Origin of the sequence: Curtobacterium sp. MCLR17_039 (genome assembly GCF_003234745.1) — a bacterium.
Lineage (GTDB): Bacteria > Actinomycetota > Actinomycetes > Actinomycetales > Microbacteriaceae > Curtobacterium > Curtobacterium flaccumfaciens.
Genome location: NZ_QKTF01000016.1, coordinates 42,236 through 65,502, shown reverse-complemented (window position 1 = coordinate 65,502; position 23,267 = coordinate 42,236). Strand labels below are relative to the sequence as shown.

22 protein-coding genes are annotated in these 23,267 nt (G+C 71.5%); 14 read left to right on the top strand and 8 right to left on the bottom strand.

The window, feature by feature from the left end; translation table 11 throughout:
• Window positions 1-37: 37 nt before the first annotated feature.
• The 6 genes from DEJ00_RS15830 (at window position 38) to DEJ00_RS18905 (ending at window position 5,169) form a co-directional block, all read left to right on the top strand.
• Window positions 38-760 carry an SDR family oxidoreductase gene (locus tag DEJ00_RS15830; protein ID WP_181440209.1) on the top strand — a complete coding sequence of 241 codons (723 nt, stop codon included), beginning with the start codon at window positions 38-40 and terminating at the stop codon, window positions 758-760.
• The gene (locus DEJ00_RS15825; protein WP_111058009.1) at window positions 757-1,416 is read left to right on the top strand and encodes a FadR/GntR family transcriptional regulator; all 660 of its coding nucleotides are present in this window, start codon (window positions 757-759) and stop codon (window positions 1,414-1,416) included. The genes DEJ00_RS15830 and DEJ00_RS15825 overlap by 4 nt, the downstream gene beginning before the upstream one ends.
• Before the next feature lie 67 nt (window positions 1,417-1,483).
• Window positions 1,484-2,104, top strand: a complete 621-nt coding sequence (locus DEJ00_RS15820) for a DedA family protein (RefSeq protein ID WP_027467187.1) — start codon at window positions 1,484-1,486, stop codon at window positions 2,102-2,104.
• 38 nt (window positions 2,105-2,142) lie between these two features.
• Window positions 2,143-3,012 carry an SMP-30/gluconolactonase/LRE family protein gene (locus DEJ00_RS15815; protein WP_111058008.1) on the top strand — a complete coding sequence of 290 codons (870 nt, stop codon included), beginning with the start codon at window positions 2,143-2,145 and terminating at the stop codon, window positions 3,010-3,012.
• Between the two features lie 7 nt (window positions 3,013-3,019).
• Window positions 3,020-4,171, top strand: a complete 1,152-nt coding sequence (gene rlmC, locus DEJ00_RS15810; protein WP_111058007.1) for a 23S rRNA (uracil(747)-C(5))-methyltransferase RlmC — start codon at window positions 3,020-3,022, stop codon at window positions 4,169-4,171.
• Between the two features lie 302 nt (window positions 4,172-4,473).
• Window positions 4,474-5,169 carry a transglycosylase family protein gene (locus DEJ00_RS18905; RefSeq protein WP_111058006.1) on the top strand — a complete coding sequence of 232 codons (696 nt, stop codon included), beginning with the start codon at window positions 4,474-4,476 and terminating at the stop codon, window positions 5,167-5,169.
• Window positions 5,170-5,251: 82 nt separating this feature from the next.
• On the opposite strand, the gene DEJ00_RS15800 is transcribed toward DEJ00_RS18905, so the two are convergent.
• Together DEJ00_RS15800 and DEJ00_RS15795 are read right to left on the bottom strand one after the other, a co-directional pair.
• Window positions 5,252-6,295 (bottom strand): LCP family protein, encoded by a 1,044-nt coding sequence (locus DEJ00_RS15800; RefSeq protein WP_111058005.1) that lies wholly within the window; start codon window positions 6,293-6,295, stop codon window positions 5,252-5,254.
• Window positions 6,296-6,370: 75 nt separating this feature from the next.
• Entirely contained in the window at window positions 6,371-6,778 is a 408-nt protein-coding gene (locus DEJ00_RS15795; RefSeq protein ID WP_111058004.1) for a MarR family winged helix-turn-helix transcriptional regulator, read from the bottom strand.
• Between the two features lie 77 nt (window positions 6,779-6,855).
• Here DEJ00_RS15795 and DEJ00_RS15790 point away from each other — a divergent pair, with 77 nt between their 5' ends.
• Together DEJ00_RS15790 and DEJ00_RS15785 are read left to right on the top strand one after the other, a co-directional pair.
• Window positions 6,856-8,970: an efflux RND transporter permease subunit gene (locus DEJ00_RS15790; RefSeq protein WP_111058003.1), complete on the top strand. Its 2,115-nt coding sequence runs from the start codon at window positions 6,856-6,858 to the stop codon at window positions 8,968-8,970.
• Window positions 8,971-8,982: 12 nt separating this feature from the next.
• Entirely contained in the window at window positions 8,983-9,633 is a 651-nt protein-coding gene (locus DEJ00_RS15785; protein ID WP_051597115.1) for a GntR family transcriptional regulator, read from the top strand.
• A 97-nt stretch (window positions 9,634-9,730) separates the two neighbouring features.
• Here DEJ00_RS15785 and DEJ00_RS15780 read toward each other — a convergent pair whose 3' ends face one another.
• The 3 genes from DEJ00_RS15780 to DEJ00_RS15770 are packed head-to-tail and all read right to left on the bottom strand — an operon-like array spanning window position 9,731 to window position 14,267.
• The gene (locus DEJ00_RS15780; protein ID WP_027467181.1) at window positions 9,731-10,507 is read right to left on the bottom strand and encodes an IclR family transcriptional regulator; all 777 of its coding nucleotides are present in this window, start codon (window positions 10,505-10,507) and stop codon (window positions 9,731-9,733) included.
• Between the two features lie 26 nt (window positions 10,508-10,533).
• Window positions 10,534-11,979: a hypothetical protein gene (locus tag DEJ00_RS15775; protein WP_111058002.1), complete on the bottom strand. Its 1,446-nt coding sequence runs from the start codon at window positions 11,977-11,979 to the stop codon at window positions 10,534-10,536.
• 38 nt (window positions 11,980-12,017) lie between these two features.
• On the bottom strand, window positions 12,018-14,267 hold the full coding sequence (locus DEJ00_RS15770) for an FAD-dependent oxidoreductase (RefSeq protein ID WP_111058001.1): 2,250 nt from the start codon (window positions 14,265-14,267) through the stop codon (window positions 12,018-12,020).
• 108 nt (window positions 14,268-14,375) lie between these two features.
• Here DEJ00_RS15770 and DEJ00_RS15765 point away from each other — a divergent pair, with 108 nt between their 5' ends.
• The 3 genes from DEJ00_RS15765 (at window position 14,376) to DEJ00_RS15755 (ending at window position 18,124) form a co-directional block, all read left to right on the top strand.
• A complete protein-coding gene (locus DEJ00_RS15765; RefSeq protein ID WP_027467178.1) occupies window positions 14,376-15,728 on the top strand; it encodes an MFS transporter in 1,353 nt (450 codons plus the stop codon).
• A 78-nt stretch (window positions 15,729-15,806) separates the two neighbouring features.
• Window positions 15,807-17,303, top strand: a complete 1,497-nt coding sequence (locus tag DEJ00_RS15760; RefSeq protein ID WP_071245841.1) for an LCP family protein — start codon at window positions 15,807-15,809, stop codon at window positions 17,301-17,303.
• Window positions 17,304-17,341: 38 nt separating this feature from the next.
• On the top strand, window positions 17,342-18,124 hold the full coding sequence (locus tag DEJ00_RS15755) for an endonuclease/exonuclease/phosphatase family protein (protein WP_111058000.1): 783 nt from the start codon (window positions 17,342-17,344) through the stop codon (window positions 18,122-18,124).
• A 6-nt stretch (window positions 18,125-18,130) separates the two neighbouring features.
• On the opposite strand, the gene DEJ00_RS15750 is transcribed toward DEJ00_RS15755, so the two are convergent.
• Window positions 18,131-18,868 carry a hypothetical protein gene (locus DEJ00_RS15750; protein ID WP_111057999.1) on the bottom strand — a complete coding sequence of 246 codons (738 nt, stop codon included), beginning with the start codon at window positions 18,866-18,868 and terminating at the stop codon, window positions 18,131-18,133.
• A gap of 198 nt (window positions 18,869-19,066) precedes the next feature.
• Between DEJ00_RS15750 and DEJ00_RS15745 the strand changes: the two genes are divergently transcribed.
• Window positions 19,067-19,993, top strand: a complete 927-nt coding sequence (locus DEJ00_RS15745) for an SDR family oxidoreductase (RefSeq protein WP_111057998.1) — start codon at window positions 19,067-19,069, stop codon at window positions 19,991-19,993.
• 150 nt (window positions 19,994-20,143) lie between these two features.
• Here DEJ00_RS15745 and DEJ00_RS15740 read toward each other — a convergent pair whose 3' ends face one another.
• Window positions 20,144-20,461, bottom strand: a complete 318-nt coding sequence (locus tag DEJ00_RS15740) for a hypothetical protein (RefSeq protein WP_027467174.1) — start codon at window positions 20,459-20,461, stop codon at window positions 20,144-20,146.
• Window positions 20,462-20,630: 169 nt separating this feature from the next.
• Between DEJ00_RS15740 and DEJ00_RS15735 the strand changes: the two genes are divergently transcribed.
• On the top strand, window positions 20,631-21,314 hold the full coding sequence (locus DEJ00_RS15735) for a TetR/AcrR family transcriptional regulator (protein ID WP_027467173.1): 684 nt from the start codon (window positions 20,631-20,633) through the stop codon (window positions 21,312-21,314).
• 91 nt (window positions 21,315-21,405) lie between these two features.
• Window positions 21,406-21,600 carry a DUF2795 domain-containing protein gene (locus tag DEJ00_RS15730; RefSeq protein WP_027467172.1) on the top strand — a complete coding sequence of 65 codons (195 nt, stop codon included), beginning with the start codon at window positions 21,406-21,408 and terminating at the stop codon, window positions 21,598-21,600.
• Between the two features lie 93 nt (window positions 21,601-21,693).
• Here the strand turns inward: DEJ00_RS15730 and DEJ00_RS15725 are convergent, their stop codons facing one another.
• A complete protein-coding gene (locus DEJ00_RS15725) occupies window positions 21,694-23,211 on the bottom strand; it encodes a threonine/serine exporter ThrE family protein (RefSeq protein WP_035809647.1) in 1,518 nt (505 codons plus the stop codon).
• Window positions 23,212-23,267: the final 56 nt, after the last annotated feature.

The window sequence follows — 23,267 nt, the reverse complement described above, 5'->3', positions numbered from 1 at the left end:
CCGTCGTCGGTGGCTTCAATAGGCATACTATTCGAGCATGACGGATCAGTGTGTGCTCTGGGTCACGGGTGGGGGCAGCGGCATGGGAGCCGCGAGCGCCGAGGCGGCGGCGCGGGACGGCTGGACCGTGGTGCTCAGCGGACGTCGTGCCGACCGGCTCGAGCAGGTCGCGCGCACCGTCCGCGGCGCCGGGGGAACTGCGGACGTCCTGCCCCTCGACGCGAACGACCCCGACGCCGTCACCGCCGCGCGGGACGCCGTGCTCGAGCGGCACGGCCGGCTCGACGGGCTGGTGCTGGCGGCCGGGCTCAACGCCCCGCGACGCCGGTGGGACGACCAGTCGCTCACCGACTTCCGCGCGATCGTGGACACGAACCTCACCGCCGTCGTCACGCTGGTGGACGCCGCGCTGCCGGCACTCCGCGCGGCCGGCGGCGTGGTCGTCGTGGTGTCGTCGTACGCCGGGTGGTCCTTCCAGCCGGGGGCGGGTGTCGCGTACTCGGCGAGCAAGTCCGCGCTCGCGTCGGTCGTCCGCACGCTGAACCAGCAGGAGGCCGAGCACGGCGTCCGTGCCACGCACCTGTGCCCGGGTGACGTGGCGACGGACTTCCTCGACCAGCGGCCGGAGGTCCCCGATGCGGCCGCCCGGCAGCGCATGCTCCAGCCGGAGGACGTGGGGCGGACGGTCGCCTTCGTGCTCGGGGTGCCGGCGCACGTGCGCATCGACGAGCTCGTGGTGTCGCCGGTCTCGCAGCGGTGACGAGCACCTTCGAACGGGTCCTCGACCAGGTCGGTGCCGCCGTCGTCTCCGGTGCCGTCGCCGTGGGCAGCCGCCGGAGCATCGACGACCTGGTGGCCTGGACGGGTGCCAGCCGCAGCATCGTCCGCGAGGCCGTCCGCGTCCTCGTCGCCCTCGGCCTGCTCAGCGCGCGGCGCCGGGTCGGCGTGACCGTGCTCGGCGCGCGGGAGTGGGACGTCCTCGACCCGCGCGTGGTGCGGTGGCGTCTGCGGGGCCCGGACGCTGACCGCGTGGCGGTCGAGCTCCGTGAGCTGCGTGCGGCGGTCGAGCCCGCCGCCGCTGCCGCAGCAGCCCGGCGGGTCGCGCTCGACGAGTTCGCGGACCGACGGGAGGCCCTCCGCACCACCGCGGACGAACTCGCCGCCGCCGCGACCCGCGACGACCGCCCCGACTTCGTGGCCGCGGACGTGCGGTTCCACGCGCTCGTGCTCGACCTGTCCGGCAACGCGCTGTACCGACGACTGCACCAGGTCGTCGGTCAGGTGCTGCGCGAACGCGGGAGCGTCCGCCCGGACCGGCACGACGTCGGCCTCCACCTCGCACTCGCCGATGCCGTCCTCGACGGCCGCCCGGACGAGGCGGCCTCGACGATGCGGGCGATCGTCGACCGCACGTGAGCGGAGCGCCCCGGACCTGCGAGGATGGACCCCGGTGTGCCCCTCCGGTGCCCGTGGAGGGTGAGTCGTGGACGCAGCACAGGACCTGGTCGTCCAGCTCGTCGGTACCCCGTGGGCGTTCTTCGTGGTCGGCCTCGTGCTCGCCGTGGGCAGCGTCGCGGTGTTCCTGCCCAGCCAGGCACTCGTCGTCGCGATCGGCACGCTCCTGGTGGGCGGTGACGGCGGTCTCCTGCCGGTCCTGTTCCTCGTCGTCGCGGCGTCGATCGGCATGGTCCTCGGCGACCTCGGGCTCTACCACCTGGCGCGTTCCGTCGACCTCGGCTCGAGGTCGTGGTTCTCGCGTCCGAAGGTCCGCGCGGCCCGGGACGCCATCGACGGCCGCTACCGTGCTGCTCCCGGGCGCATCGCGGTGCTCGGACGCTTCATCCCGATGGGCCGGTTGACGACGAACCTGGTCGGCGCGGACAGCGGGCTCGACCTCCGGCGGTTCCTGCTCAGCTGCGTGCTCGCCGACGTCGTGTGGGCGGCGTACTGCGTCGGCATCGCCTCGGCCACCGGTCGTTGGAGTCGCGAGCAGCCGTTCCTCGTCACGACCCTCGCGGTCGTGGCGTCGATCCTGCTCGGCCTGGCGATCTCCGCGATCGAGAAGGCCGTGCGACGACGCACCGAGGCGGCGGCCGCGGCCTGACGAACGTAGGGTGGGCACCCCGTTCGAAGGAGAACCCCGTGCTGCTCGACGACCTCGTGCCGGACCGCGACGCGCTCGAGCGCATCGCCACCGGCAGCACCTGGGCCGAGGGGCCCTGCTGGATCCCGTCGACGCGCACGCTGCGGTGGTCTGACATCCCCGGCGACCGGATCCTGCAGTGGCACGCCGACTCGGGGGAGACCTCGGTGTACGCGGACGGTGTCGAGTTCACCAACGGCCGCACGCTGGATCGGGACGGCAGCGTCGTGCAGTGCTCGCACGGCCTGCGTCGGGTCGAGCGTGACCGCGACGGTGCCGTCACGCCGATCGTCGACGTGTGGGACGGGGGCCGCTTCAACTCCCCGAACGACGTCGTGGTCGCTCGGGACGGCGGCGTCTGGTTCACCGACCCGGCCTACGGCATCACCCAGCCGCGTGAGGGGCACCCGGGTGTGCGCGAGTACGGCGACCACTGGGTGTTCCGGTGCGGACCGGAGGGAGAGGACCTGCGACCCGTGGCGACCGACCTGGACGAGCCGAACGGCCTGGCGTTCGACCCGGACGAGCGGGTGCTGTACATCGCGAGCTCGTCGGGCGACGAGCCGGTCATCCGCGCCTACGACCGCCGTGGCGACCTGCTGAAGAACGGCCGCGTGTTCGCGCGGCTCGAACCCGGAGAGGGGGCGCCGGACGGCATCCGGGTCGACGTGCACGGCAACGTCTGGTCGTCCTCCCACCACGGCGTCGTCGTGTTCGACCCCGAGGGAGCCCGGATCGGAGCGGTCGCCGTGCCGGAGGTCACGTCGAACCTGTGCTTCGGCGGCGACGACGGCACGACGCTGTTCCTGACCGCGACGACGTCGGTGTACCGGATCGCCACGACGACGCGGGACGCTGCCGTATCCTGACTCGGCCATGCAGTGCGACTACTTCGACCGCGGGGTGTGCCGGTCGTGCACGCTCATGGGCCAGCCCTACGCCGACCAGGTCCTCGACAAGGAACTCCGCACGCGCGAACTCCTGCACGACGCGGTCGAGGCTGCCGGTGGCCCCGGAGCGGTCTCCTGGTCGCCCGCGATCACCAGCCCGGAGTCCGGGTACCGGAACAAGGCGAAGATGGTCGTGGGCGGATCCGTCCAGCACCCCACCGTCGGGATCCTCGACCACCGGCAGCGCGGCGTGGACCTGCGGCACTGCGGGATCTGCACGCCCGGCATCCGGCACGCGTTGCCCGTGCTCGCCGAGTTCGTCTCGACCGCGGGGCTGATCCCGTACGACGTCGCCGCGCGCCGGGGGGAGCTGAAGTACGTCCTGGTCACCGAGTCGCCCGACGGCGAGCTGATGATCCGGTTCGTCCTGCGCTCCGAGGGGCAGCTGCCACGGCTCCGCCAGCACCTCGACGCCCTGCGCGCCGCGCTGCCGAACGCGGTCGTGGTGACCGTCAACCTGCTGCCCGAGCACAAGGCCGTCACCGAAGGCGACCGCGAGATCGTGCTGACCGAGCAGGAGACGCTGCCGATGCGGCTCGGCGGGATCACGATGCACCTGCGGCCGCAGAGCTTCTTCCAGACGAACACCGGTGTCGCGACCGAGTTGTACGCGCAGGCGACGGCCTGGATCGACGAGCTCGAACCCGCGTCGATGTGGGACCTGTACTGCGGCGTCGGCGGGTTCGCGCTGCACGCAGCCCGCCCCGGCCGTGTGGTGACCGGCATCGAGACGAGTGCCGAGGCGATCCGCTCCGCCAAGCAGTCCGCTCGTGAGGCCGGCCTCGAGGGGCTCCGGTTCGCCGCTGACGACGCGACCGAGCACGCACTCCGGGCCCGTCCGGACGCGGTGCCCGAGCTCGTCGTCGTGAACCCGCCGCGTCGCGGGATCGGCGAGCGGCTGTCGACCTGGCTCGAGGAGTCGGACGTGCAGCACGTCGTGTACTCGAGCTGCAACCCCGTGACCCTGGCGAAGGACCTGGCACGCATGCCGTCGTTCCGGCTGCGTCGGGCCCGGGTGCTCGACATGTTCCCGCAGACCGGTCACCTCGAGGCCGTGACCCTGCTCACGCGGGGCTGATCCCGAGCGCCGATCGGCATTGCCAGGGAATTGCCAAGGACACGTACCCGGGTACGGCTCGATCACCATGGCCATGGGGATCCGCACGTTCAGGTTCGGGGTAGGGGTACATAGCATGCATGGGTAGAACCGTTTGTCTCGGTTTGATAACGGTCAAGAGTTTCCTATGGTTGCCGACCGAGGTGCCGCCGGCCCGATGACCACTGCCCCCGGTGGCGCACCCCCACAACTGACCGCGATCGGTCGGGGTGGGCAGTGGATTCCGCAGCAGATGCGGCTCGTGACCCCGGTGGAGCAATCACATGAAGAAGCTTTCCCGTACCCGCACCATCGTCGGTGGCCTGGCGTTCGCCGGCATCGCCGCGACCGGTGTCGGCCTCGCGGCAGCCCCCGCGAACGCAGCGTCCGGTTCGACCTGGGACCAGCTCGCGCAGTGCGAGTCCGGTGGCAACTGGGCCATCAACACCGGCAACGGCTACTACGGCGGCCTGCAGTTCAACCTCGGCACCTGGCAGGCGAACGGTGGCGCGGGCAACCCCGCCTCCGCCAGCCGCGAGGCCCAGATCGCCGTCGCCGAGCGTGTCCTCGCCTCGCAGGGCTGGGGCGCATGGCCCGCCTGCTCCGCCCAGCTCGGGCTGAGCGGGACCAGCGGTGCGGCCCCCGCCGCGGCGGCTCCGGCCCCCGCACCGGCTCCGGCCCCTGCACAGCAGGCTGCCCCGCAGCCCGCCGCACCGGCACCGGCTCCCGCCGAGCAGGCCGCCCCGCAGCCGAGCACGACCGAGTCGACGCCCGCCCCGGCAGCGACCACGCCGAGCAAGCCGGCCCCGGTGAAGACGAGCGGCAAGACGTACAAGATCACCTCGGGCGACACGCTCGACACGATCGCGACGAAGCTCGGGATCGACGGCGGCTGGAAGCAGCTCTGGGCCGCGAACACGTCGACCATCGACGACGCGAACCTGATCTACGCCGGCCAGGAGCTCCAGCTCCCCGCCTGATCTCTCCGCAGACCGAACACGACGACGCCCCACGACCTCGAGTCGTGGGGCGTCGTCGTGCGTGCGGCCTCGCGGTGCCGGACTACTGCGGGTTGTCGGCGAGCCAGCCCGCCACGTCGTCGGACCGGAGCGCCTGGGACAGGGACCCGACGGCGAGCTCGTTCAGGTTCACGATCGACTGCCCGTCCGGTGACGTCCCGGAGCCCGCGGTCGGCACGGTGAAGGTCACGAGGTCGTCGGCCCGGACCGCTCGGAGCGACCACCCGAGTCCCGCCATCCGAGTGAACGAGAACCCGGCGTCGACCGACAGGTGCGCACTCGTCGCGGCGACGAAGTCCTGGATGCGCCCGGGGTTGGTGACGGTGCCACGGGACAGCAGCCCGTTCACGACGCCGCGCATGAACGCCTGCTGGTTGCGGACGCGGGTGTGGTCGGCGTCGACGAAGGAGTAGCGCTCCCGGACGAAGGCCAGTGCTGCGGCCCCGTCGAGCCGGTTCGCCCCGGCTGTGAAGTCGTGGCCGCGTGCCGAGAACGCCCGGGGGGAGTCGACCGTGACGCCGCCGAGGGCATCGGTCATGTCCTCGAACCCGGCGAAGTCGATCTCCGCCACGTGGTCGATCCGGATGTCCAGGAGTTGTTCGACGGTCTCCGTGGTGAGGGCGACCCCACCCCAGGAGTAGGCCGCGTTGATCTTCGCGCGTCCGTGTCCGGGGACCTCGACCCACGAGTCGCGCATGATCGACATGAGGTACACGTGCTGTCGATCGGCGGGGACGTGCGCCAGCATCAGGGTGTCGGAGCGCCCGCCGAGCTCGGGCCGCGCGCCCTCGGGGCCGCCCTGCGCGCGAGCGTCGGACCCGATGAGCAGGATGTTCTCACCGCTGGACGTGCTCGGCCGCGCACCGCTCGGGAACGGGTCGGCGATGGTGTCGCGACCGGCGTCGAAGCTCCGCGCGAGCCCGCCGACGAAGACGCTCGCCACGACGGCGAGGACCAGGGCGACGCCGACGAGGGAGCCGAGCGTCGCGACCAGGGCGACCAGGAACGGTCGACGTCGCCGCGTGCTGCGACGGGGTGCGCGGAGGGGGTGTGCTGCGGCCGCCCGGGCGGCTCGGCGTTCGGACATGCGGGACTCCTGTGGTCAGGTCGGCACGCACCGACCACAGGATCTTATCGCATGTGGTATTTCAAGAACAGTGTTTCACTCCGACGGTGGTCCGGCGAGCAGCTCGCCCAGTGCCGTCCGGAGCGCCGGGTCCTCCGGCAGGACCTCGCGCTCGATGTGCCGCGCGGTCTCCCACGCGGACCGGCCGGCGGGCGTCACGCTGACCACACGGCGCCGACGATCGGCGGGGTGCGGGGTGCGTTCGACGAGACCGTCCCGCTCCATCCGCTCGAGGGTGCGGGACATCGTCTGCGGCTGGACCCGGGCCGTGCGGGCGATGGTGTCGGCGCCGGTCGGTCCGGTCCGGATGAGGATGTCGATCGCGACGACCGCGGCGTGCGAGAGCCCGATGGCGCGAAGGCGTTCGTCCCAGTCCCGTTCGACGGAGCGCGCGGCCGCGGACAGCAGGCGCCCGAGGGGCCACTGCTCGGTCGTGTCCTGCATGTCGTGATTCTATGGTCGGCAGGTGCGCTCGACCGTCAAGTAATCAGCATGCTGACGATCGGTGTACGCTCACCGACGTGTCCCGCTTCCTCCGCATCGTCCTCCCCGCGCTCGTCATCGTGGTCTGGCTCGGCATCGCCTCCGTCGGCGGTCCCTTCTTCGGCAAGATCTCCGAGGTCTCCACCAACGACCAGACCTCGTTCCTGCCGGCCTCGGCCGACGCCACGAAGGTGCAGGAACGGTCCTCCGAGTTCCGCGACGAGTCGGGGGCGCCCGCGATCATCGTCCTCGAGCGCGACGGCGGCCTGACGTCGACCGACCTCGCCGATGCGAAGGCACTCGCCACGACGCTGTCCGACCGCGACGACGTCGACGCCGTCAGCCCGGTGATCCCGAGCGAGGACGGCGACGCGGTCGAGATCGTCGCCACGCTCACGCAGGACGCCGAGACCGGGGACGCGGTCGAGGCCATCCGCGCCGACGTCGACGACGCGCTCCCGTCCGGTGTGCGCGGCTCCGTCACCGGTCCCGCCGGGTTCACCGCGGACCTGACCGAGGCCTTCGCCGGCATCGACGGACTCCTGCTCGGGGTGGCGCTCGCCGCGGTGTTCGTGATCCTGATCATCGTCTACCGATCACCCCTGCTGCCCGTCCTCGTGCTCGGGACCGCCACCTTCGCCCTGTGCGCCTCGATCCTCGTGGTCTGGTGGCTCGCCAAGGCCGACATCGTGACGGTCAACGGGCAGGTGCAGGGGATCCTGTCGATCCTGGTGATCGGTGCGGCGACGGACTACGCGCTCCTGTACACCTCGCGCTTCCGCGAGGCGCTCCGCGACCACCGCACCGGTTGGGACGCGACGAAGGCCGCCCTGCGGGGGAGCCTCGAGCCGATCCTGGCCTCGGGTGGCACGGTGATCGTCGGGGTGCTCTGCCTGCTGCTCTCCGACCTCAACTCGAACAAGGCGCTCGGCCCGGTCGCGGCCATCGGCATCGCGTTCAGCCTGCTCGCCGCCCTGACCCTCCTGCCCGCGCTGCTGCTCGCGTTCCGGCGCGCGGCGTTCTGGCCGCTGCGTCCCGCGTTCGGCAGCGCCCACCCCGTGCTCACCGGTCCGGACGCCCGCGGCATCTGGGCGCGCGTCGGCCGGCTCGTCGCCCGGCGGTCCCGGGTGGTGTGGATCGTCTGCACGGTCGGCCTGCTCGCGATGGGTGCCGGCCTGTTCGGGCTCAAGGCGGACGGGGTGCCGCAGAGCGACCTGGTCATCGGGTCGTCCGAGGCCCGTGACGGTCAGGACGTGCTGGCCGACCACTTCCCGGGCGGTTCCGGCAGCCCCGCGCAGGTCATCGGCGCGGAGCGCGACCTCGACCGGCTCGTCGACGCGATCACCGCGGTGGACGGGGTCGACGGTGTGGTCGCCGCGGCGAAGGACAGCCCCGCCGGTACCGTCCCGGTGACCGGGGACGCGGCCGGCAGCGGCACGCCGACCGTCTCCCGCGGTGACGTCCTGCTCGAGGCGACGCTGTCCGACGCCGCCGACTCGAACGCCGCCGAGCAGACCGTCCGTGACCTCCGGACCGCCGTCGAACGGGTCGACCCGGGAGCGATCGTCGGTGGCGTCACCGCGACGGCGGTCGACACGAACGACACCGGGATCCGAGACCGCACGGTGATCATCCCCGTGGTGCTCGTCGTCATCCTGCTGATCCTGATGCTCCTGCTCCGCAGCATCGTCGCGCCGCTCGTCCTGATCGGCAGCGTGATCGTGTCCTTCGCGGCGGCCCTCGGCGTCGGAGCGCTCGTCTTCGACCACGTGTTCCACTTCCCGGGCGCGGACCCGAGCGTGCCGCTGTACTCGTTCGTGTTCCTGGTGGCGCTCGGCGTGGACTACAACATCTTCCTCATGACACGGGTGCGCGAGGAAGCGCTGCGGCACGGTCCGCGCGAGGGCGTCCTTCGCGGACTCGGCGTGACCGGCGGGGTGATCACGTCGGCGGGCGTCGTGCTCGCCGCCACGTTCGCCGCCCTCGGCGTGATCCCGATCCTGTTCCTCGTGCAGATCGCGTTCGTCGTCGCGTTCGGCGTCCTGCTCGACACGATCGTGGTCCGCTCGCTGCTCGTGCCGGCGCTGGCCTACGACCTCGGGCGCCGGGCCTGGTGGCCGTCGCGCCTCTCGCGCACGACCCCTGACATGTGACACGCTGGACCCATGCCAGTTCCCTCGACGCAGCCCGCTGCCGAGCGCAAGCTCCTCCGTGACACGGTGCAGGACAAGATCCGAGACGCCATCATGGACGGCACGCTCGAGCCGGGGGAACGGCTCAACGACGACGACCTGATCGCCTGGCTCGGTGTCTCCCGGACGCCGATCCGCGAGGCCCTCGCCGAACTCGCCCGGGCCGGCCTCATCGAGATGGCGCCGAACCGCTACACCCGGGTCGCGGCGCCGACGAAGGAAGAACTCCTCGACGCGTACCGCACCCTCGGCGTGATCTACGGCGGTGTCGTGCGGCTCGCGGTGCCCCGGTTCACGGACGCGCAGCGCAAGAAGATCGTGAAGATGCTCGACGACGTGCACGCGCGGGTGAGCGCCGACGAGCAGGACCAGGTCGCGCGCGACGGCGCCGGCATCTACTCGATGTGGGCCGACGCGTGCGGCAACCCGTCGCTCGTGCAGCTCTGCAACTCGACGACGGACGGGCTCTCGTTCAAGCTCCGCGTTCCGGAGCTCGCGGAGCTCCTGCCGGCCGACGTGATCCTGCCCGAGCTGACGAAGCTCAAGGACGCCGTCGTCGCGAAGGACCCCATCGCTGCCGAGCTCGCCATGGAGGCGATCCACCTGCTCCCGTCGCGCGACTAGCGGGACCAGCGCGATCAGAAGACGGCCCGGAGGCCCGTGGCGAATCCGCCACGCGCCTCCAGGCCGTCACTGCGTCACCACACGACGAGGCGAGCCGTCAGTGCGCGACGGCGCTGATCATCCCGAGACCGACGCTGATGCGGTCGGCGACCTCGATGAGGTCCTCGGCCAGGGACCCGAGGTCACGGTCGCGGAGCTGCGTGAGGCGTCCGGAGATCGAGAGCGCGGCCGCGGTGTCCCCCGAGGCGTTCCGGATCGGCGCGGCGATGCAGAACCGGCCGAGCGCGAGTTCCTGGTTCTCCTCGGTCCAGCCGCGCTTCGCCGAGACGGCCAGGTCGGCCGTCAGGGCGTCGTGCGACGTGATGGTGTGGTCGGTGTACCGCGCGAGGTCCGCACCGAGGAGCCGCTCCCGGTCCACCTGTGACAGGTCGAGCATGAGGGCCTTGCCGAGCGCCGACGCGTGCAGCGGCTGTCGCATGCCGATCATCGTGTGCGACTTCGGCGCCAGCGACCCCTCGAAGTGGCAGAGGTAGATGCACGAGGCGGCGTCGCGCACCCCGACGTTCGCGGTGAGGCCGATCCGGTGCGCGAGTTCCTGCGCCGCGGCTCGGCTCTCCCGGTGCACCGGGTTGTGGTTGAGTCCCTGGCTGGCGAGTTCGAGCACGGCGCGACCGACCGAGTACCCCTGCGAATCAGGATCGCGACGCACGTACTCGAGCGACTCGAGCGTCGCCAGGAGCCGACCCGTCGTCGACGTCCCGAGGCCGATCGCCCGCGCGATGTCGGAGGCACGCATCGGCCCGTCAGCAGCACCGAGCGCGCCGAGGACCGCCGCGGCGCGCTCGACGCTCTGGTTCGGAGGGGTGGTCGTCATCCCCTCATTCTGGTCTGCGACGGCGATCAGGACACCGTGACGCCGCTGACGAACGCGTTCGAGCGCACCTGCGCCGCTGTCAGCGGTACCCCGCCGAGCACGACGTCCCGGAACGCGACGCCCGAGATCCCGTGGGCGGCGTCCCAGCCGGACAGCGTCACCGAGTCCGCCGTGACGTCGGTGAAGTCGCGGATCGTGATGCCCGTGATCCGACCGCGTTCGTCGCGGTAGCCGGTGTCGTTCGAGTACTGCCCCTTGAGGACCTGCAGCACGATCGCTCGCTTCCCGACCGGCTGCGACTCCACGTGGAAACCGTCGACCGTGACGTCGGAGACCGTCGCCCAGTCCTGCACGTCGAACTTCAGGGCGACCTCCTTGGCGCGGAGCACGTACGACTGCGTGATCGAGATGTCGGTGAACAGCGACGTCTCCATCGAGGAGCCGAACCGGACGGGGTTGCCGCCGGTGACGTTCCAGAAGGTGGTGTCGAGTGCGTGCAGCCCGCGGGTCTCGGGTTCGCCGTTCGTGGCGGCGTCGAGGGCGTGCCAGCCGAAGCCGTCGTCGCCGCTCATCACGAAGTTGTGCTCGACCGCCATGTCCTGCACGCCGTCGGTGTCGATGCCGTCGTTGTTGATGAGCGTGCCCATCAGGTTCGTCCACGACACGTGGATGCCCGACGACCGGATGTACAGCGTCTGCCACCACTGTGCGTTCCGGACGCCGATGCCGGAGACCGTGACGTCGGAGCTGTCGCGGAACCGGATCGCCATCGTCTTCGCGGTGCGCGAGGTGTCGTCGCCGGCGTCGAGGATCCCACGGCCGAGCACCCGCACGCCGGTGACGCCGTCACCGTCGATGCGACCGTGCACCAGGGCGCCGGGAGCCAGGTAGATCGTCTGCCCGGACGTCGGGCGGATGACTCCGGCGTCGTGCTCGCCCGGGCCGAAGTACCGGACCGAGGGGTCGGCGGCGGACGGCACGGTCGTCTCGGCCGGTGTGACGAAGAGGAACAGCGCGCGAACTCCGGGCGTCTCGATCACGAGCGGGTGTGCGTCGCGGATCGTGAACGTGATGGTGGAACCGGAGCGGGTCGTCGCGATCGACAGCGTCCGTGGTGTCACGACGGGTGTGACCGACGCGGCGAGGCCGGGCATGGTGACGCTGACGGTCGCCGTGCCGGTCCCCTTGGCGAACATCGCGACGTCGTGCGAGGTGCCGCTGACCGACTCGGCCCTGACCGGCACGGCCGTCCCGTTCGCCGAGACGGAGTGCGCGGTCGCGGCGGGCGAGGTGGGGTTCCCCGGGTTGGGCTGGATCGTGGCGGTGCCGGCGGTGCCGGCGGTGCCGGCGGTGACCGCTGACGGGGTGGCGGCGGTGTCCGCGACCGCAGCCGCGCCGTGCGGCCCGGACGTGCCGAGGGCGGCGAGTGACAGCGCGATGACCGTCGCGATGGTGTGTGCGCGCAGGCGCATGGCGATCTCCCTTGATCGTTGTCGGTGTTGCAGGTGGGTCAGTAGACCTTCACGGCGCTCGCCGTGACGAACGGCGACCCGTTGGTGGCGGTCACGACGATGCGGAGCGAGTCGGTCCGCACCGGGGCGAGGTCGTGGACGCGGTGCCGGTGCCGGTTGTCCGTGACGGTCTCGAGCTGCCGCCACGAGCCGTCGACGGACACCTCGATGCGGTAGTCGCGGGCGAGCGTCGGGACGGCGTCCCAGTGGGTGCGGTGGTGGTGCAGGTTGATGAGGTCGGCGTCGACGTCGTCGTTCCACACGATCCGCACCTGGCGCACGTCGACCGGCTCCGTCCAGTCGAGTGTCAGGGCGGCTCGGCCGTCGCCGGCCTCGGACGACCACAGGTGCGGGCCGCCGAAGGGACGCTGGTACCCGTCGACCACCCTGGAGGCCCGCCACGCGTCCGAAGCGCCGGCTGCGGTGAACGCGAAGGACCGTCCGCGCAGGGCGCGCGCTTCCCAGTCGGTTACCGGCTGGTCGGACTCCTCGGGGATGTGGTCGTCGAACTGCTCGTCGTCGGCCGTGCGGGCACGGAGGGCCAGCACCCCGTACGGGTGCCCGTCGGTCAGGACCAGGCGGACGCCCGGGGCACGACGGACGACGACGACCGCGTTGCACGGCTCCTCGGGACGGAACGCGAGGTCCACCACCGCTTCCCCGGATCCGGCAGTCACCGCAGCGGTGTGGGTGGCGACGTGCTCGATCGGGGCGTAGTTCTGCGGCTTGCCGGTCGTCCAGAGCTCGATCGTGAGCTCGGCCGCGGTGTCGTCGTCGACGACGGTCCGGAGCGCGAAGGAGCCGAGCGCCGGGTCGGCCGGCAGGACGATCGCGACGTCGCGATCGAGTGCGAAGGTGTCGGCGGTCGCCCACGGGGTGGTGTCGATCGAGGTGAGTTCACTGCTCGCGGTGATCGTCGCCAGGCGGGCCAGGTCGGCACCGTCGACGGCCCGGACCCCGATGAGCGGGGCGTCCTCGCGGAGCAGCGTCTGCTGGAGCATCTCGACGTGGTCGTTGCCGAGCGTGCGGGGCGTCGTGGCGTGCCGGGCGACGAGGTGCGCGGCGGTGCCGGCGGCCTGGCCCTGGGTGGCGCACGTGGCCATCACCCGCGTGGAGCCGAATGCCACGTGCGACGCGGAGATGTTCCGGCCGGCGAAGAGCAGGTTCGCGACGTCCGCGGAGTAGAGGGAACGGAACGGGATGTCGTAGGTGCCGTCCGTGTACCGCTGCTGCGCGCCGGCGGTCTCGGCGTACACGCCCTCGACGGGGTGCAGGTCGATCGACCAGCCGCCGAACGCCACCGCGTCGGGGAAGGTCCGCTGCGACAGCAGATCCTGCTGGGTGAGCGTGTGGTCGCCGATGAACCGGCGGTACTCCCGTTTGCCGGGGATCGCGCCCACCCAGTCGAGCGTGAGGGTCTCGGCGTCGAAGGCGCCGGAGTTCTTGATGTGGTCCCAGATCCCGTAGACGACGCCCCACAGCTCGTCGCGGATCCGCTCGTTCTCGGTGACGGTGTCGAGCGCACCGCCCCACTCGATCCACCAGTAGTTGCAGCCGTTGTCCCCGGTCTTGATGGCCCGGTTGGCCAGGATCGGTGTCGTCCTCAGGTCGACGGCGATCGACGGTGGCACGAACTTCTCGGGCCGGCCGGTGTCGTGCGTCGAGAAGAAGATCGAGCTCCCGAGCAGTTCGTCGTCGGGCTGTTCCGGAGCCCACGCCTCCCCGTGTTCGGCGCGTCCCTCGCGGCCGATCCGGAACGACGCCCCGGCGAGTGCGCCGACGAGGCCGTCGCCCGTGCAGTCGAGGAACACCGGTGCGGTGAAGGTCGTCTCGATCTCGGACCCCATCGTCCACCCCGTGACGGAGGTGATCCGGGTGGCGCCGTCGTCGTCGGCGGTCGTGACGGTGCGCACGTCGGTGTTGAGGTGCAGGTGCACGTTCGGTTCGGCGCGCACGAGGTCGAGCACGACCTGGTCCCAGTAGACCGCGTTGCCCTGCGGGTTCCGGTGCTGGTTCTCGAGGAAGAGCTCCCCCATGATCCCGGTCTCGCGGGCGAACCGATGGGTTCCGTGCGCGGTCGCCCCGACCACCCACACCCGGATCTCGCTCGAGGAGTTCCCGCCGAGGACGGGACGGTTGGTGACGAGGGCGACGCTGGAGCCGAGGCGTGCGGCGGCGACCGCGGCGCACACGCCGGCGAGACCGCCTCCGACGACCACGACGTCGTGGTGCTGTTCACGGGACTGCATGGCGGTGACGGTATCACTCTCTGGCGCTATCTTCCCACTGTGTGGCAAAGTGTGCCCGGCAAGTGCTATCGTCAACGAACTCTCGACAACGAAGTGTGAGGTCACCCCATGAGCGACGGAACCCGAACGCGCACGAGCGCGGACGCCGCCGGCCCCCCGGACGTCCAGGCAGCACTGGGCGACGACGCGCGCCGACAGGGCATGCGGAAGGTGATCGTCGCCGCGGGCGTCGGCCACTTCGTCGAGTGGTTCGACTTCGGCCTCTACGGCACCCTGGCCACGGTCATCTCGCTGTACTTCTTCAAGCAGGGCGACCCCCAGGTGGCGTTGCTCTCCGCGTTCGCCGTGTTCGGTGCCGGCTTCGTGATGCGCCCGCTCGGCGGTCTGTTCTGGGGCTCGCTCGGGGACCGGGTCGGCCGGAAGACCACGCTCGCGACGGTCATCCTCATCACGAGCGGAGCGACGGCCGTGATGGGCATCCTGCCGACCTACCAGAGCGTCGGGCTGCTCGCACCGATCCTGCTCGTGCTGGTCCGGCTCGTGCAGGGCTTCGCCGCCGGTGGCGAAGGTGCCGGCGCGACGACGCTCCTGGCCGAGTTCGCGCCCTCGAACCGACGGGGCTTCGTGACGAGCTTCATCGACGTCTTCGGGTTCGCGGCCTTCATCGTCGGTGGCGGGCTGGTGTTCCTGTTCACCGCGCTCGCGGGCGACGACGCGCTCGAGACGTGGGGGTGGCGCGTCCTGTTCCTCATCGCGGTCCCGCTCGGACTGGTCGGCCTGTACCTCCGCAACCGGCTCGAGGACACCCCCGAGTTCCGCGCACTCAAGGCGAAGGGCGAGGTCGCAGCGAACCCGTTGCGTCGCTCGCTCCGCACCGGCTGGAAGGCCCTGCTGTTCTGCATCGGCTTCGTCGTCCTCAAGGCGGTCGGCCACTGGATCCTGCAGACCTTCATGCCGTCGTACCTGCAGGCCGACCTCGGGTACTCGCCGCTGGTGTCGTACGGGGTCGTCGTGATCGGCTTCCTCGTGATCGCGGGACTCGTGCCGTTCTTCGGCCTGCTGTCGGACCGGATCGGCCGGAAGCCCGTCATGCTCGCCGGCTGCACCGGCTTCCTGGTGCTGACCTACCCGACGCTGATGCTCATGGACGCCGGCAACTTCTGGGCTGCCGCGGCCGCGATGGTGCTGCTCGGCCTGTTCATGGCGGCGTTCGACGGTGCCGTCAGCGCGGCGATGGCCGAACTGTTCCCGACCGCGATCCGCTACGGGTCGATGGGCATCGCCTACAACATCAGCGTCGCGCTCTTCGGTGGCATCACGCCGTACTTCGCCACGTGGCTCATCAGTGCCACGGGCAACACGTTCGCGCCCGCCTTCTACGTCATGGCGGCTGCGGCGATCACGGGGATCACCGTGCTGCGGGCCCGTGAGACGAACAAGCAGGGCCTCGTCGCCCGGTGAGGAACACGACAGCGGGCATGGGGTGACCTGCCAGGCGCATCCCATGTCCGTCGTGCGCGCGCCGGTTATGGTTTCCCGGTGAGCAACGAACCCGAGCAGACGACCGAGCCCGCACACCGCGGTGCCGCGACGCCGCGCCACGGGCGCCAGAAGCGACGGGCCGGCGTCGTGTTCCCGGCGGTGGCGGGCGTGCTCACCATGGCCCTCCTGCTGTGCGGCGGGTACGCGGCGTACGCGTACCACCAGCTGTCCGACGGCGTCACGATCGTCAACGCGATCACCGGCGGCAAGGACAAGAAGGACGACGTCGACGGCACGGCGCAGAACATCCTGCTCGTCGGCGACGACCACCGACCGGACAACGCCACCCCGGAGCAGCTCGCCGAGCTCAGCACCGAGGAGGACGGTGGCGCGACGAACACCGACACGATGATCGTGCTGCACATCAACGCCGACGGCAGCCAGGCGACGATGATCTCGTTCCCCCGCGACTCGTACGTGGACATCCCCGACGTCGGCAAGGGCAAGCTCAACAGCGCGTTCTACTACGGCACGCTCAACGGCGGTGGGGACACCGGCGGTGCGAAGATGCTCATCAAGACCATCGAGAACCTGAGCGGGCTGCAGATCGACCACTACGTCCGGGTCTCGCTGCTCGGTTTCTACCAGGTCGTGAAGGAACTCGGGCCGGTGGAGGTGTGCCTCAACCAAGCCGCGAACGATCCGTTCTCCGGGGTGAACCTGCCGGCGGGCAAGTCCTCGCTGGACGCGAAGGAGGCGTTGTCCTTCGTGCGACAGCGCCACGGGCTGCCGAACGGTGACCTGGACCGCAACATCCGGCAGCAGTACTTCCTGTCCCAGGAGGCCCGGAAGGTCACGTCGGCGGGCACGCTGCTCAACCCGGTGAAGATGGGCAACATCCTGCAGGCCGTCGGGGGATCGATCCAGACCGACACCAACCTGATCGACCTCGCGTCCCAGATGGCGAACCTCCGGCCCGCGAACATCCAGTCGGCCACGATCCCGACCCTCGGGACCCCGACGATCTCCGTCAACGGATCGCCGCTCTCCATCGTCGAGGTGGACACCGTCGGTCTGCCGGCCTTCGTGCAGGGTCTGGTCGGTGAGCCCGAGGCCTACACCGCTGCCGGTCCGGCGCAACCGGCGAACACGTCGGTCACCGTGCTGAACGGCAGCGGCGTGCAGGGAGCGGCCACCGCCGCCGGTCAGGTCCTGACGGCTCGCGGCTTCCAGGTCGCGCCGGCCGGGTCCTCGCCCACCACGAAGGTCACGCAGGTGCAGTACCCGGCCGGCCAGGAGTCGCAGGCGAAGGCCGTCGCGGCCGTCGTGCCGGGTGCCGTCGCCGTCCGGACCAACACGGTCACCGGCGTCACACTGGTGCTCGGCACCGACGGCAAGACCGCGAAGCCGGTCGCGACCGAGCCGAGCGCGGCCCCCTCGACGCCGGCGGACACCGGCTCGGGCTCGAAGCCGGCGGAGCAGCCCGCGAAGGAACCGTCGCCGAAGTCGACCGACGTGCACAACTACGGCACCGAGGGCACCTGCATCAACTGATGGGAACCGGCCAGGCGGGGCGTCGGTAGGTTCGTGGAGTGACCAGCGCCGCACGCCCGATCGTCCTGATGACCTACAACATCAAGAACCCGGACCCCGCGCACGACTGGCCGGCCCGCCTGCCGGTCGTGCTCGACGTGATCCGCCGGCACGACCCCGACCTGCTCTGCGTGCAGGAGGCGTTCGGGCACCAGATGGACGACCTGCGCGCCGGGCTGCCCGACCACGCCGACGTCGGGCAGGGGCGCGAGGGCGGCGACGCCGGGGAGCACGCGGCCGTCTTCTACCGCCGCGACCGGTTCCGCCCGTCGGACGAGGGATCGTTCTGGCTGTCGGACACCCCGGACGAGCCGGTCTCGAACACCTGGGGCAGCCTGTACCCGCGGATCGCGAACCACGCCCGGTTCCTCGACGCCGAGGGGCCCGCGTTCACCCTGCTCACCACCCACCTCGACCACGAGCCCGGACCCCACGGTGACGAGGTCCGGGGCCGGAGCGCCGCCCTGATCGTGGAACGGCTCGCCGGGGACACCGGTCCGGTCGTCTTCGCGGGCGACTGCAACGAGCCCGCGGGGAGCGGCACCGCGTCGAGGGTGTTCTCGGAGGCTGGGTTCGCCGATGCCTGGCTGACCGCGGGGGATCCGTCCGACCGGACCGCGACGTTCAACGACTGGCAGCCGCCGGTCGAATCCGGGGAACGGATCGACTGGGTGCTCACCCGCGGCGTCAGCGGCGTGGACCGCGTCGTGATCGACCACGACGGCCCGGAGACCTGGTTCGCCAGCGACCACTTCCCGGTGGTGGCGACCCTGCGCGTCTGACCCGCGTCAGCAGCTCCGGCGTGCGTGGACGGGCATCGGGGACCCGATCACCGTGACCGTCGTGTCGTTCGTCAGTGCGGACACCCCGTTCGTGCCGGTGTCCGTGGCGTCCTGGGCGTCGTCGTCCGTCGCGGGCGCCGCGTCCCAGCCCTGCCCCAGCAGGAGCTGCCAGGCGCGGGAGTCGTCGGAGCCGTAGGACACCCGGTGCGACCGGGGTGCGTCGGCGATCTGCTCGTCCAGGTCGTCGCCCACCTGGACGCCGTCGGGGCCGGTCAACTCGATCCGGGCACCCGAGCGGCTGCGCACCGAGTCACGCAGGATCCGGACCTCGACGGCGTTGCCCGCTCGGGCGTCGGAGCGCAGGGCGGCCACGCGGAGGGCGCCGCCCCAGGTGTACGTGGTGCTGGCGGGGAAGCACGCCCCGCCGTCGCCCTCGGCGGTCTGTGTGCGCGAGGGGGTGCCGAGCAGGCGGTTCAGCACGCTCACGGTGAGTCCGGAGTCGCGCATCGAGGACTTCACCACGGTGTCGTCGCCGTTCCGGAGCACCAGGGCTTCGGCGTCGAGCTCGATCGAGTCCACCCGGCGGAGTTCCGCTTTCGTCACGTGCACCGGAGCGGCGTCGTGCGAGGTCTCGGCGGCCACGGCGACGTCCGCCCCGAGCCCGGTGGTGCCGTCGAACGCGAGCGCACCGGCCGAGAAGGCCAGCACGGCGGCGCCGAGCGCCAGCAGGGTCCGAGGAGTCACCGTTCGACGGTAGGGCCTCGACCGGGACAGAACGACAGGTGTTACCGAATCGGAGCCTGCCCGTCACCGGACCGTGACAAACGAGGATCACGCACCTGCGGCCCTGGAACGGGGCGGCCGGCGGGCGCAGGCCGCTCCGCGCAACGGGGGACAGCCTCCTGGACGGCCCGCAGCGACCCCCTGCGTACCGTCGGCGACATGACGGACCAGCAGAACGACCAGACCGGGCCTGACCAGTACGTGATGCAGGACCCCACGAAGATGTACGCCGACAAGAAGCCCGACGAGCAGTACCTCGAGGGCGCCGGCACCGACGCGGAGATGGCGCAGAACGTCCCCGCCGACCACGGTGAGGACACCTACCGCGGCTCGGGTCGTCTGACCGGCCGCAAGGCGCTCGTCACCGGTGGCGACTCCGGCATCGGTGCCGCCGTCGCCATCGCCTACGCCCGCGAGGGTGCGGACGTCGCGATCTCGTACCTGCCCGAGGAGCAGGAGGACGCCGACCGCATCGTCAGGCTCATCGAGGCCGCCGGTCGCAAGGCCGTCGCGCTGCCGGGTGACATCACCTCGCTCGAGGTCTGCGAGCAGCTCGTGGCCGACGCGGTCGAGCAGCTCGGTGGCCTCGACATCCTGGTGAACAACGCCGGCAAGCAGCAGAACGTCGACGACATCACCAAGATCTCCGACGAGGAGTTCGACGAGACCTTCAAGACGAACGCCTACGCGACGTTCCGCATCACGAAGGCCGCCGTGCCGCACCTGCAGCCCGGCTCCACGATCATCAACACGACGTCGATCCAGGCGTACGCCCCGTCGCCGCACCTGGTGCACTACGCGGCCACGAAGGCGACCGTGAACAACCTGGCGAAGGGCCTGGCGGCGCAGCTGGCGCCGAAGGGGATCCGTGTCAACGCGGTCGCCCCCGGCCCGATCTGGACGCCGTTGCAGCCGGCCGGCGGCCAGCCGCCGGAGGCGCTGCCGAGCGCGGGCGAGCAGACCTACCTGGGTCGCTGGGGGCAGCCCGCCGAGCTCGCGCCGGCCTACGTGTTCCTGGCGAGCGGTGAGTCGTCGTACGTCGTGGGCGAGACGCTGCACGTCGACGGCGGGATGCCGACGCCGTAGGGCTCCTGCCCCTGACGGGGACCTGACGGGAGGCGCGGTGCCGGTGGGTGCCGCGCCTCCCGTCGTCCGTGTGGTCGGGTCGACGGCTCCTGGTCGCGTCGGCGGCTCCTGGTCGCGTCGCCGGGTCCGCTCCGGATCCGGGTCGTGGCGTCAGCAGCTGACGGAGCGAGCCATCCGCTCGAGGAGCTCGCGTGCCGACATCGCGGCGGCCAGCTCGACCTCGACGGGGTTGATGCCGATCGCCTGCTCGAACGCGCGACGGCGGGCCTGGTCGGCGATCGGCACCTCGGGGCGCTGGGGCAGCACGGCGATGGCTCGCGCCGCCGCCTCGAACGCACCGGCGGGACGGCCGAGCTGTTCCCACATGGCTCGGACGTCGTGCGCCACCTGATCGGGGTCGCCGCCGAACTCGAAGCCGGTCGAGGCCATGGTCGCGAGTCCCTGGGCAGTGGGGTCGTTCGGGGTCATGCCGGCATGGTCGCACGGACGGCCGCGAACCGGCTCGACGCCGTGGTCTGTCCCCCCTTGTGCCGACACCCGTACCGGGGATTCTGGTGTCCCCCGTTCTGCGTTTGGATGGAGGTGCCCCGGACCCGGGGTGACACGGACAGGACGTCCGGGGACGACGGAGGGCACGATGCTCGAACACACCAGCGCCGACACGCAGGCCGCTGCGGCCGCGGCGGCCACGCTGCACCTGCGGATCACGATCGTGGGTGCCACCGTCGACCTGCTCCGGGACGTCCCCTTCCACGAAGCCCGGCCCGTGCAGGTCGCCGAGCGGATGGGCATCAGCGTCGCCGAGCTGGAGCAGCACTTCCCGTCGTGGGACGGCCTGGTCCTCGCCGCGCTCGACCGCTGGAACGGCGCCCGGATGGACGAGGTCACGCACGAGGTCGGTGACGGCTCGACCGTGGACCTGCTCCGCGCGATCGTCGCCTCGAACGCCGAGGACCCGGCCCTGATGCGCCTGCTCGTCGCCCTGCTGTCCGTCGCGGGCAACCCCGCGCACCCGATGGCGACCTACCTGCGGTCGCGGTACCAGCTCTTCTTCGCCCAGATCAAGCGCGGCCTGGAGCACGACGTCGCGATCGGCCGTGCCCCGCACACGATGGACCCCCGCCGCGGCGCCGAGCAGCTCATCGCCCTGTACGAGGGGCTGCAGCTGCAGGCCCTGCTGCGCGCCGAGCTCGACCTGGTGGCTGCGTTCGACCGCGCGGTCGCCCGGCTCGAGCGTGGCTGGATGGAGCGGTACGAGCCGCAGGCCGCCCGCCGTCTGGCGATGTGGGACGACGACGACTCGGGCAGCTGGGAGATCTGACCGGCGGTTCGTCCACGGAGCGCGTTCCCCGCGCCGTCGTGCAGCGCCCCGCGGGTACTCCGGGAGGCGCAACCCGACGGAAGGAACCGACATGGCAGCACCGAACCCCATCCAGGTCCAGAAGTACCTGAGCGGCATCGACTACCCGGCGTCCAAGGACGACGTGGTCTCGACGGCCGAGCAGGAGGGCGCCCCGGACGACGTCCTCGAGGCGCTCCGCGCGATCCCGGACGGCGAGTACGACGCCCCGACCGCGGTGTCGAGCGCGGTGTCCGACGCCGGCTGAGCGGGGCACGCCCACTCGGTGAGCAGAAGAGGTCGGGTGCGTGCGCCGCACCCGACCTCTTCTGCTCACGAAGCGCAGCTCACGAAGCGCTGCTCACGAAGTGCCGCCGGAGCGCGACCCGCGCGGCACCGACCCGTCGCCGGGGTCGTACCCGGTGTCACGGATGACGCGGAGCGCCGTGGTGTCGTTGTGGACCGAGTGCACGACGACCCGACGCGTCCGGCGGAGCGCTCGACGGGCACCGGGCGTCGCGAAGAGCCCGCCGAGCACCAGGCCTGCGCCGATCCCGAGTGCCACGGACACCGCCGCCACGAAGTCGAGCGCGGCGCTCGACGACCCCGACATGAAGTTCAGCAGGGCGTTCGACACGGCGACACCGGGCAGGAGCGCCCCGCAGAACGCCGGCACCGCGATCGCCGCCACGGCCGTGCGCATCCGGACGGCCGCGTAGGTCGAGAGCACCCCGAGCAGCACCGCCGCCAGGAACGTCGCCCCGAGGAGCGGCAGCCCGGCCTGCCGCAGCGCCCACAGCGCGGCACCGGCGGCGACGGAGAACACCACGGCGACGGGGATCACCCGGGCGCTCGCCTGCTGCACGAAGCAGTTCGCGCCCGCCGACACCACGGTCAGCGACAGCGACGCCCAGAGCGGCAGGGTCTGCGTCACGATGCCGGACGGGTCGACCTCGATCTGCAGCCAGTGCGTCATCGCGATCCCGGCCGGCACCCCGACCACGATCGCCGCGATGACCAGCCCGATGTAGAACGCCCGGGCCACGGCCATCGCCCGGAACCCCGAGATGGCGTCCTGCGCCCAGGTCACCAGGGACGGGTGCGGCAGCAGGAGCACCACGAGCGCCGCCACCATCGTCGCGGCACCGTTCGCGTTGAGCACGCCGGCCCAGATGGCCAGCGTGCCGATCGCCGACGCCACCGCGCCCTGCGCCCCGGACACGAAGAACTGCGGGTACCCCCGGTCGGTCAGCCAGCGTCCGGAGACGATGATCCCGAGCATCAGCACGAACGCCCCGAGTCCGGCACGCCAGCCACCTCCGGCCTGCACGGCGATCGAGATGCCGAGGATCGACAGGCCGACGTCGGACAGCCACATCGGCCACCGAGGCGGGAGCCGCAGCACGGCGACCAGGGCGTTCACCGCCGAGGTCATGTCACGGTCGTCGTGGATCAGGTCGTCGACGATCTGGTTCGCCCGCGCGAGCTTGTCGAGGTCGGAGCCGTCCGAGCGCACGGTCCGGACCTTGACGAGCGGCGGGACGTCGGCCGGGGCGTACTGGATCGTCACCGAGCTGCCGGAGAAGTCCAGGTCGAGCGGTGCGAGGTTCCACTTCGTCGAGACCGCGACGACGGCCGTCTCGACGCTGCGGGTGTCGGCACCGGAGGCGAGCATGACCTCGGCCAGGTCGAGGCAGAAGTCGACGATCTGGGTCGCCGTGTACTGGTCACGCCCCTTGGCGTCGGGCTCGACGTGCTCGTAGATCGTCCCGCGCAGACGGGCCCGTGCGTCGCGCAGGTCGTGCTGCGCCAGACTGCGGCGGCGTGGCCGGGGCGGGCGGCCCGGCTTGTGCGGGCCCGGGGGGTGCTGCTCGGCCATCACGCCATGGTGCCAGTCGACGGCGGCCGAGTCCGGACGTCCGCTGGACGCGTCTG

What these genes read in the sequence shown, in the direction of transcription:
- DEJ00_RS15775 (WP_111058002.1), bottom strand. Translation starts at nt 11,979, where the DNA reads ATGCGCCTGCGCGCACACACCATCGCGACGGTCATCGCGCTGTCACTC.
- DEJ00_RS15725 (WP_035809647.1), bottom strand. Translation starts at nt 23,211, where the DNA reads ATGGCCGAGCAGCACCCCCCGGGCCCGCACAAGCCGGGCCGCCCGCCC.
- DEJ00_RS15800 (WP_111058005.1), bottom strand. Translation starts at nt 6,295, where the DNA reads ATGTCCGAACGCCGAGCCGCCCGGGCGGCCGCAGCACACCCCCTCCGC.
- DEJ00_RS15730 (WP_027467172.1), top strand. Translation starts at nt 21,406, where the DNA reads ATGGCAGCACCGAACCCCATCCAGGTCCAGAAGTACCTGAGCGGCATC.
- DEJ00_RS15740 (WP_027467174.1), bottom strand. Translation starts at nt 20,461, where the DNA reads ATGACCCCGAACGACCCCACTGCCCAGGGACTCGCGACCATGGCCTCG.
- DEJ00_RS15765 (WP_027467178.1), top strand. Translation starts at nt 14,376, where the DNA reads ATGAGCGACGGAACCCGAACGCGCACGAGCGCGGACGCCGCCGGCCCC.
- DEJ00_RS15770 (WP_111058001.1), bottom strand. Translation starts at nt 14,267, where the DNA reads ATGCAGTCCCGTGAACAGCACCACGACGTCGTGGTCGTCGGAGGCGGT.
- DEJ00_RS15795 (WP_111058004.1), bottom strand. Translation starts at nt 6,778, where the DNA reads ATGCAGGACACGACCGAGCAGTGGCCCCTCGGGCGCCTGCTGTCCGCG.
- DEJ00_RS15780 (WP_027467181.1), bottom strand. Translation starts at nt 10,507, where the DNA reads ATGACGACCACCCCTCCGAACCAGAGCGTCGAGCGCGCCGCGGCGGTC.
- DEJ00_RS15830 (WP_181440209.1), top strand. Translation starts at nt 38, where the DNA reads ATGACGGATCAGTGTGTGCTCTGGGTCACGGGTGGGGGCAGCGGCATG.
- DEJ00_RS15785 (WP_051597115.1), top strand. Translation starts at nt 8,983, where the DNA reads ATGCCAGTTCCCTCGACGCAGCCCGCTGCCGAGCGCAAGCTCCTCCGT.
- DEJ00_RS15745 (WP_111057998.1), top strand. Translation starts at nt 19,067, where the DNA reads ATGACGGACCAGCAGAACGACCAGACCGGGCCTGACCAGTACGTGATG.
- rlmC (WP_111058007.1), top strand. Translation starts at nt 3,020, where the DNA reads ATGCAGTGCGACTACTTCGACCGCGGGGTGTGCCGGTCGTGCACGCTC.
- DEJ00_RS15735 (WP_027467173.1), top strand. Translation starts at nt 20,631, where the DNA reads ATGCTCGAACACACCAGCGCCGACACGCAGGCCGCTGCGGCCGCGGCG.
- DEJ00_RS18905 (WP_111058006.1), top strand. Translation starts at nt 4,474, where the DNA reads ATGAAGAAGCTTTCCCGTACCCGCACCATCGTCGGTGGCCTGGCGTTC.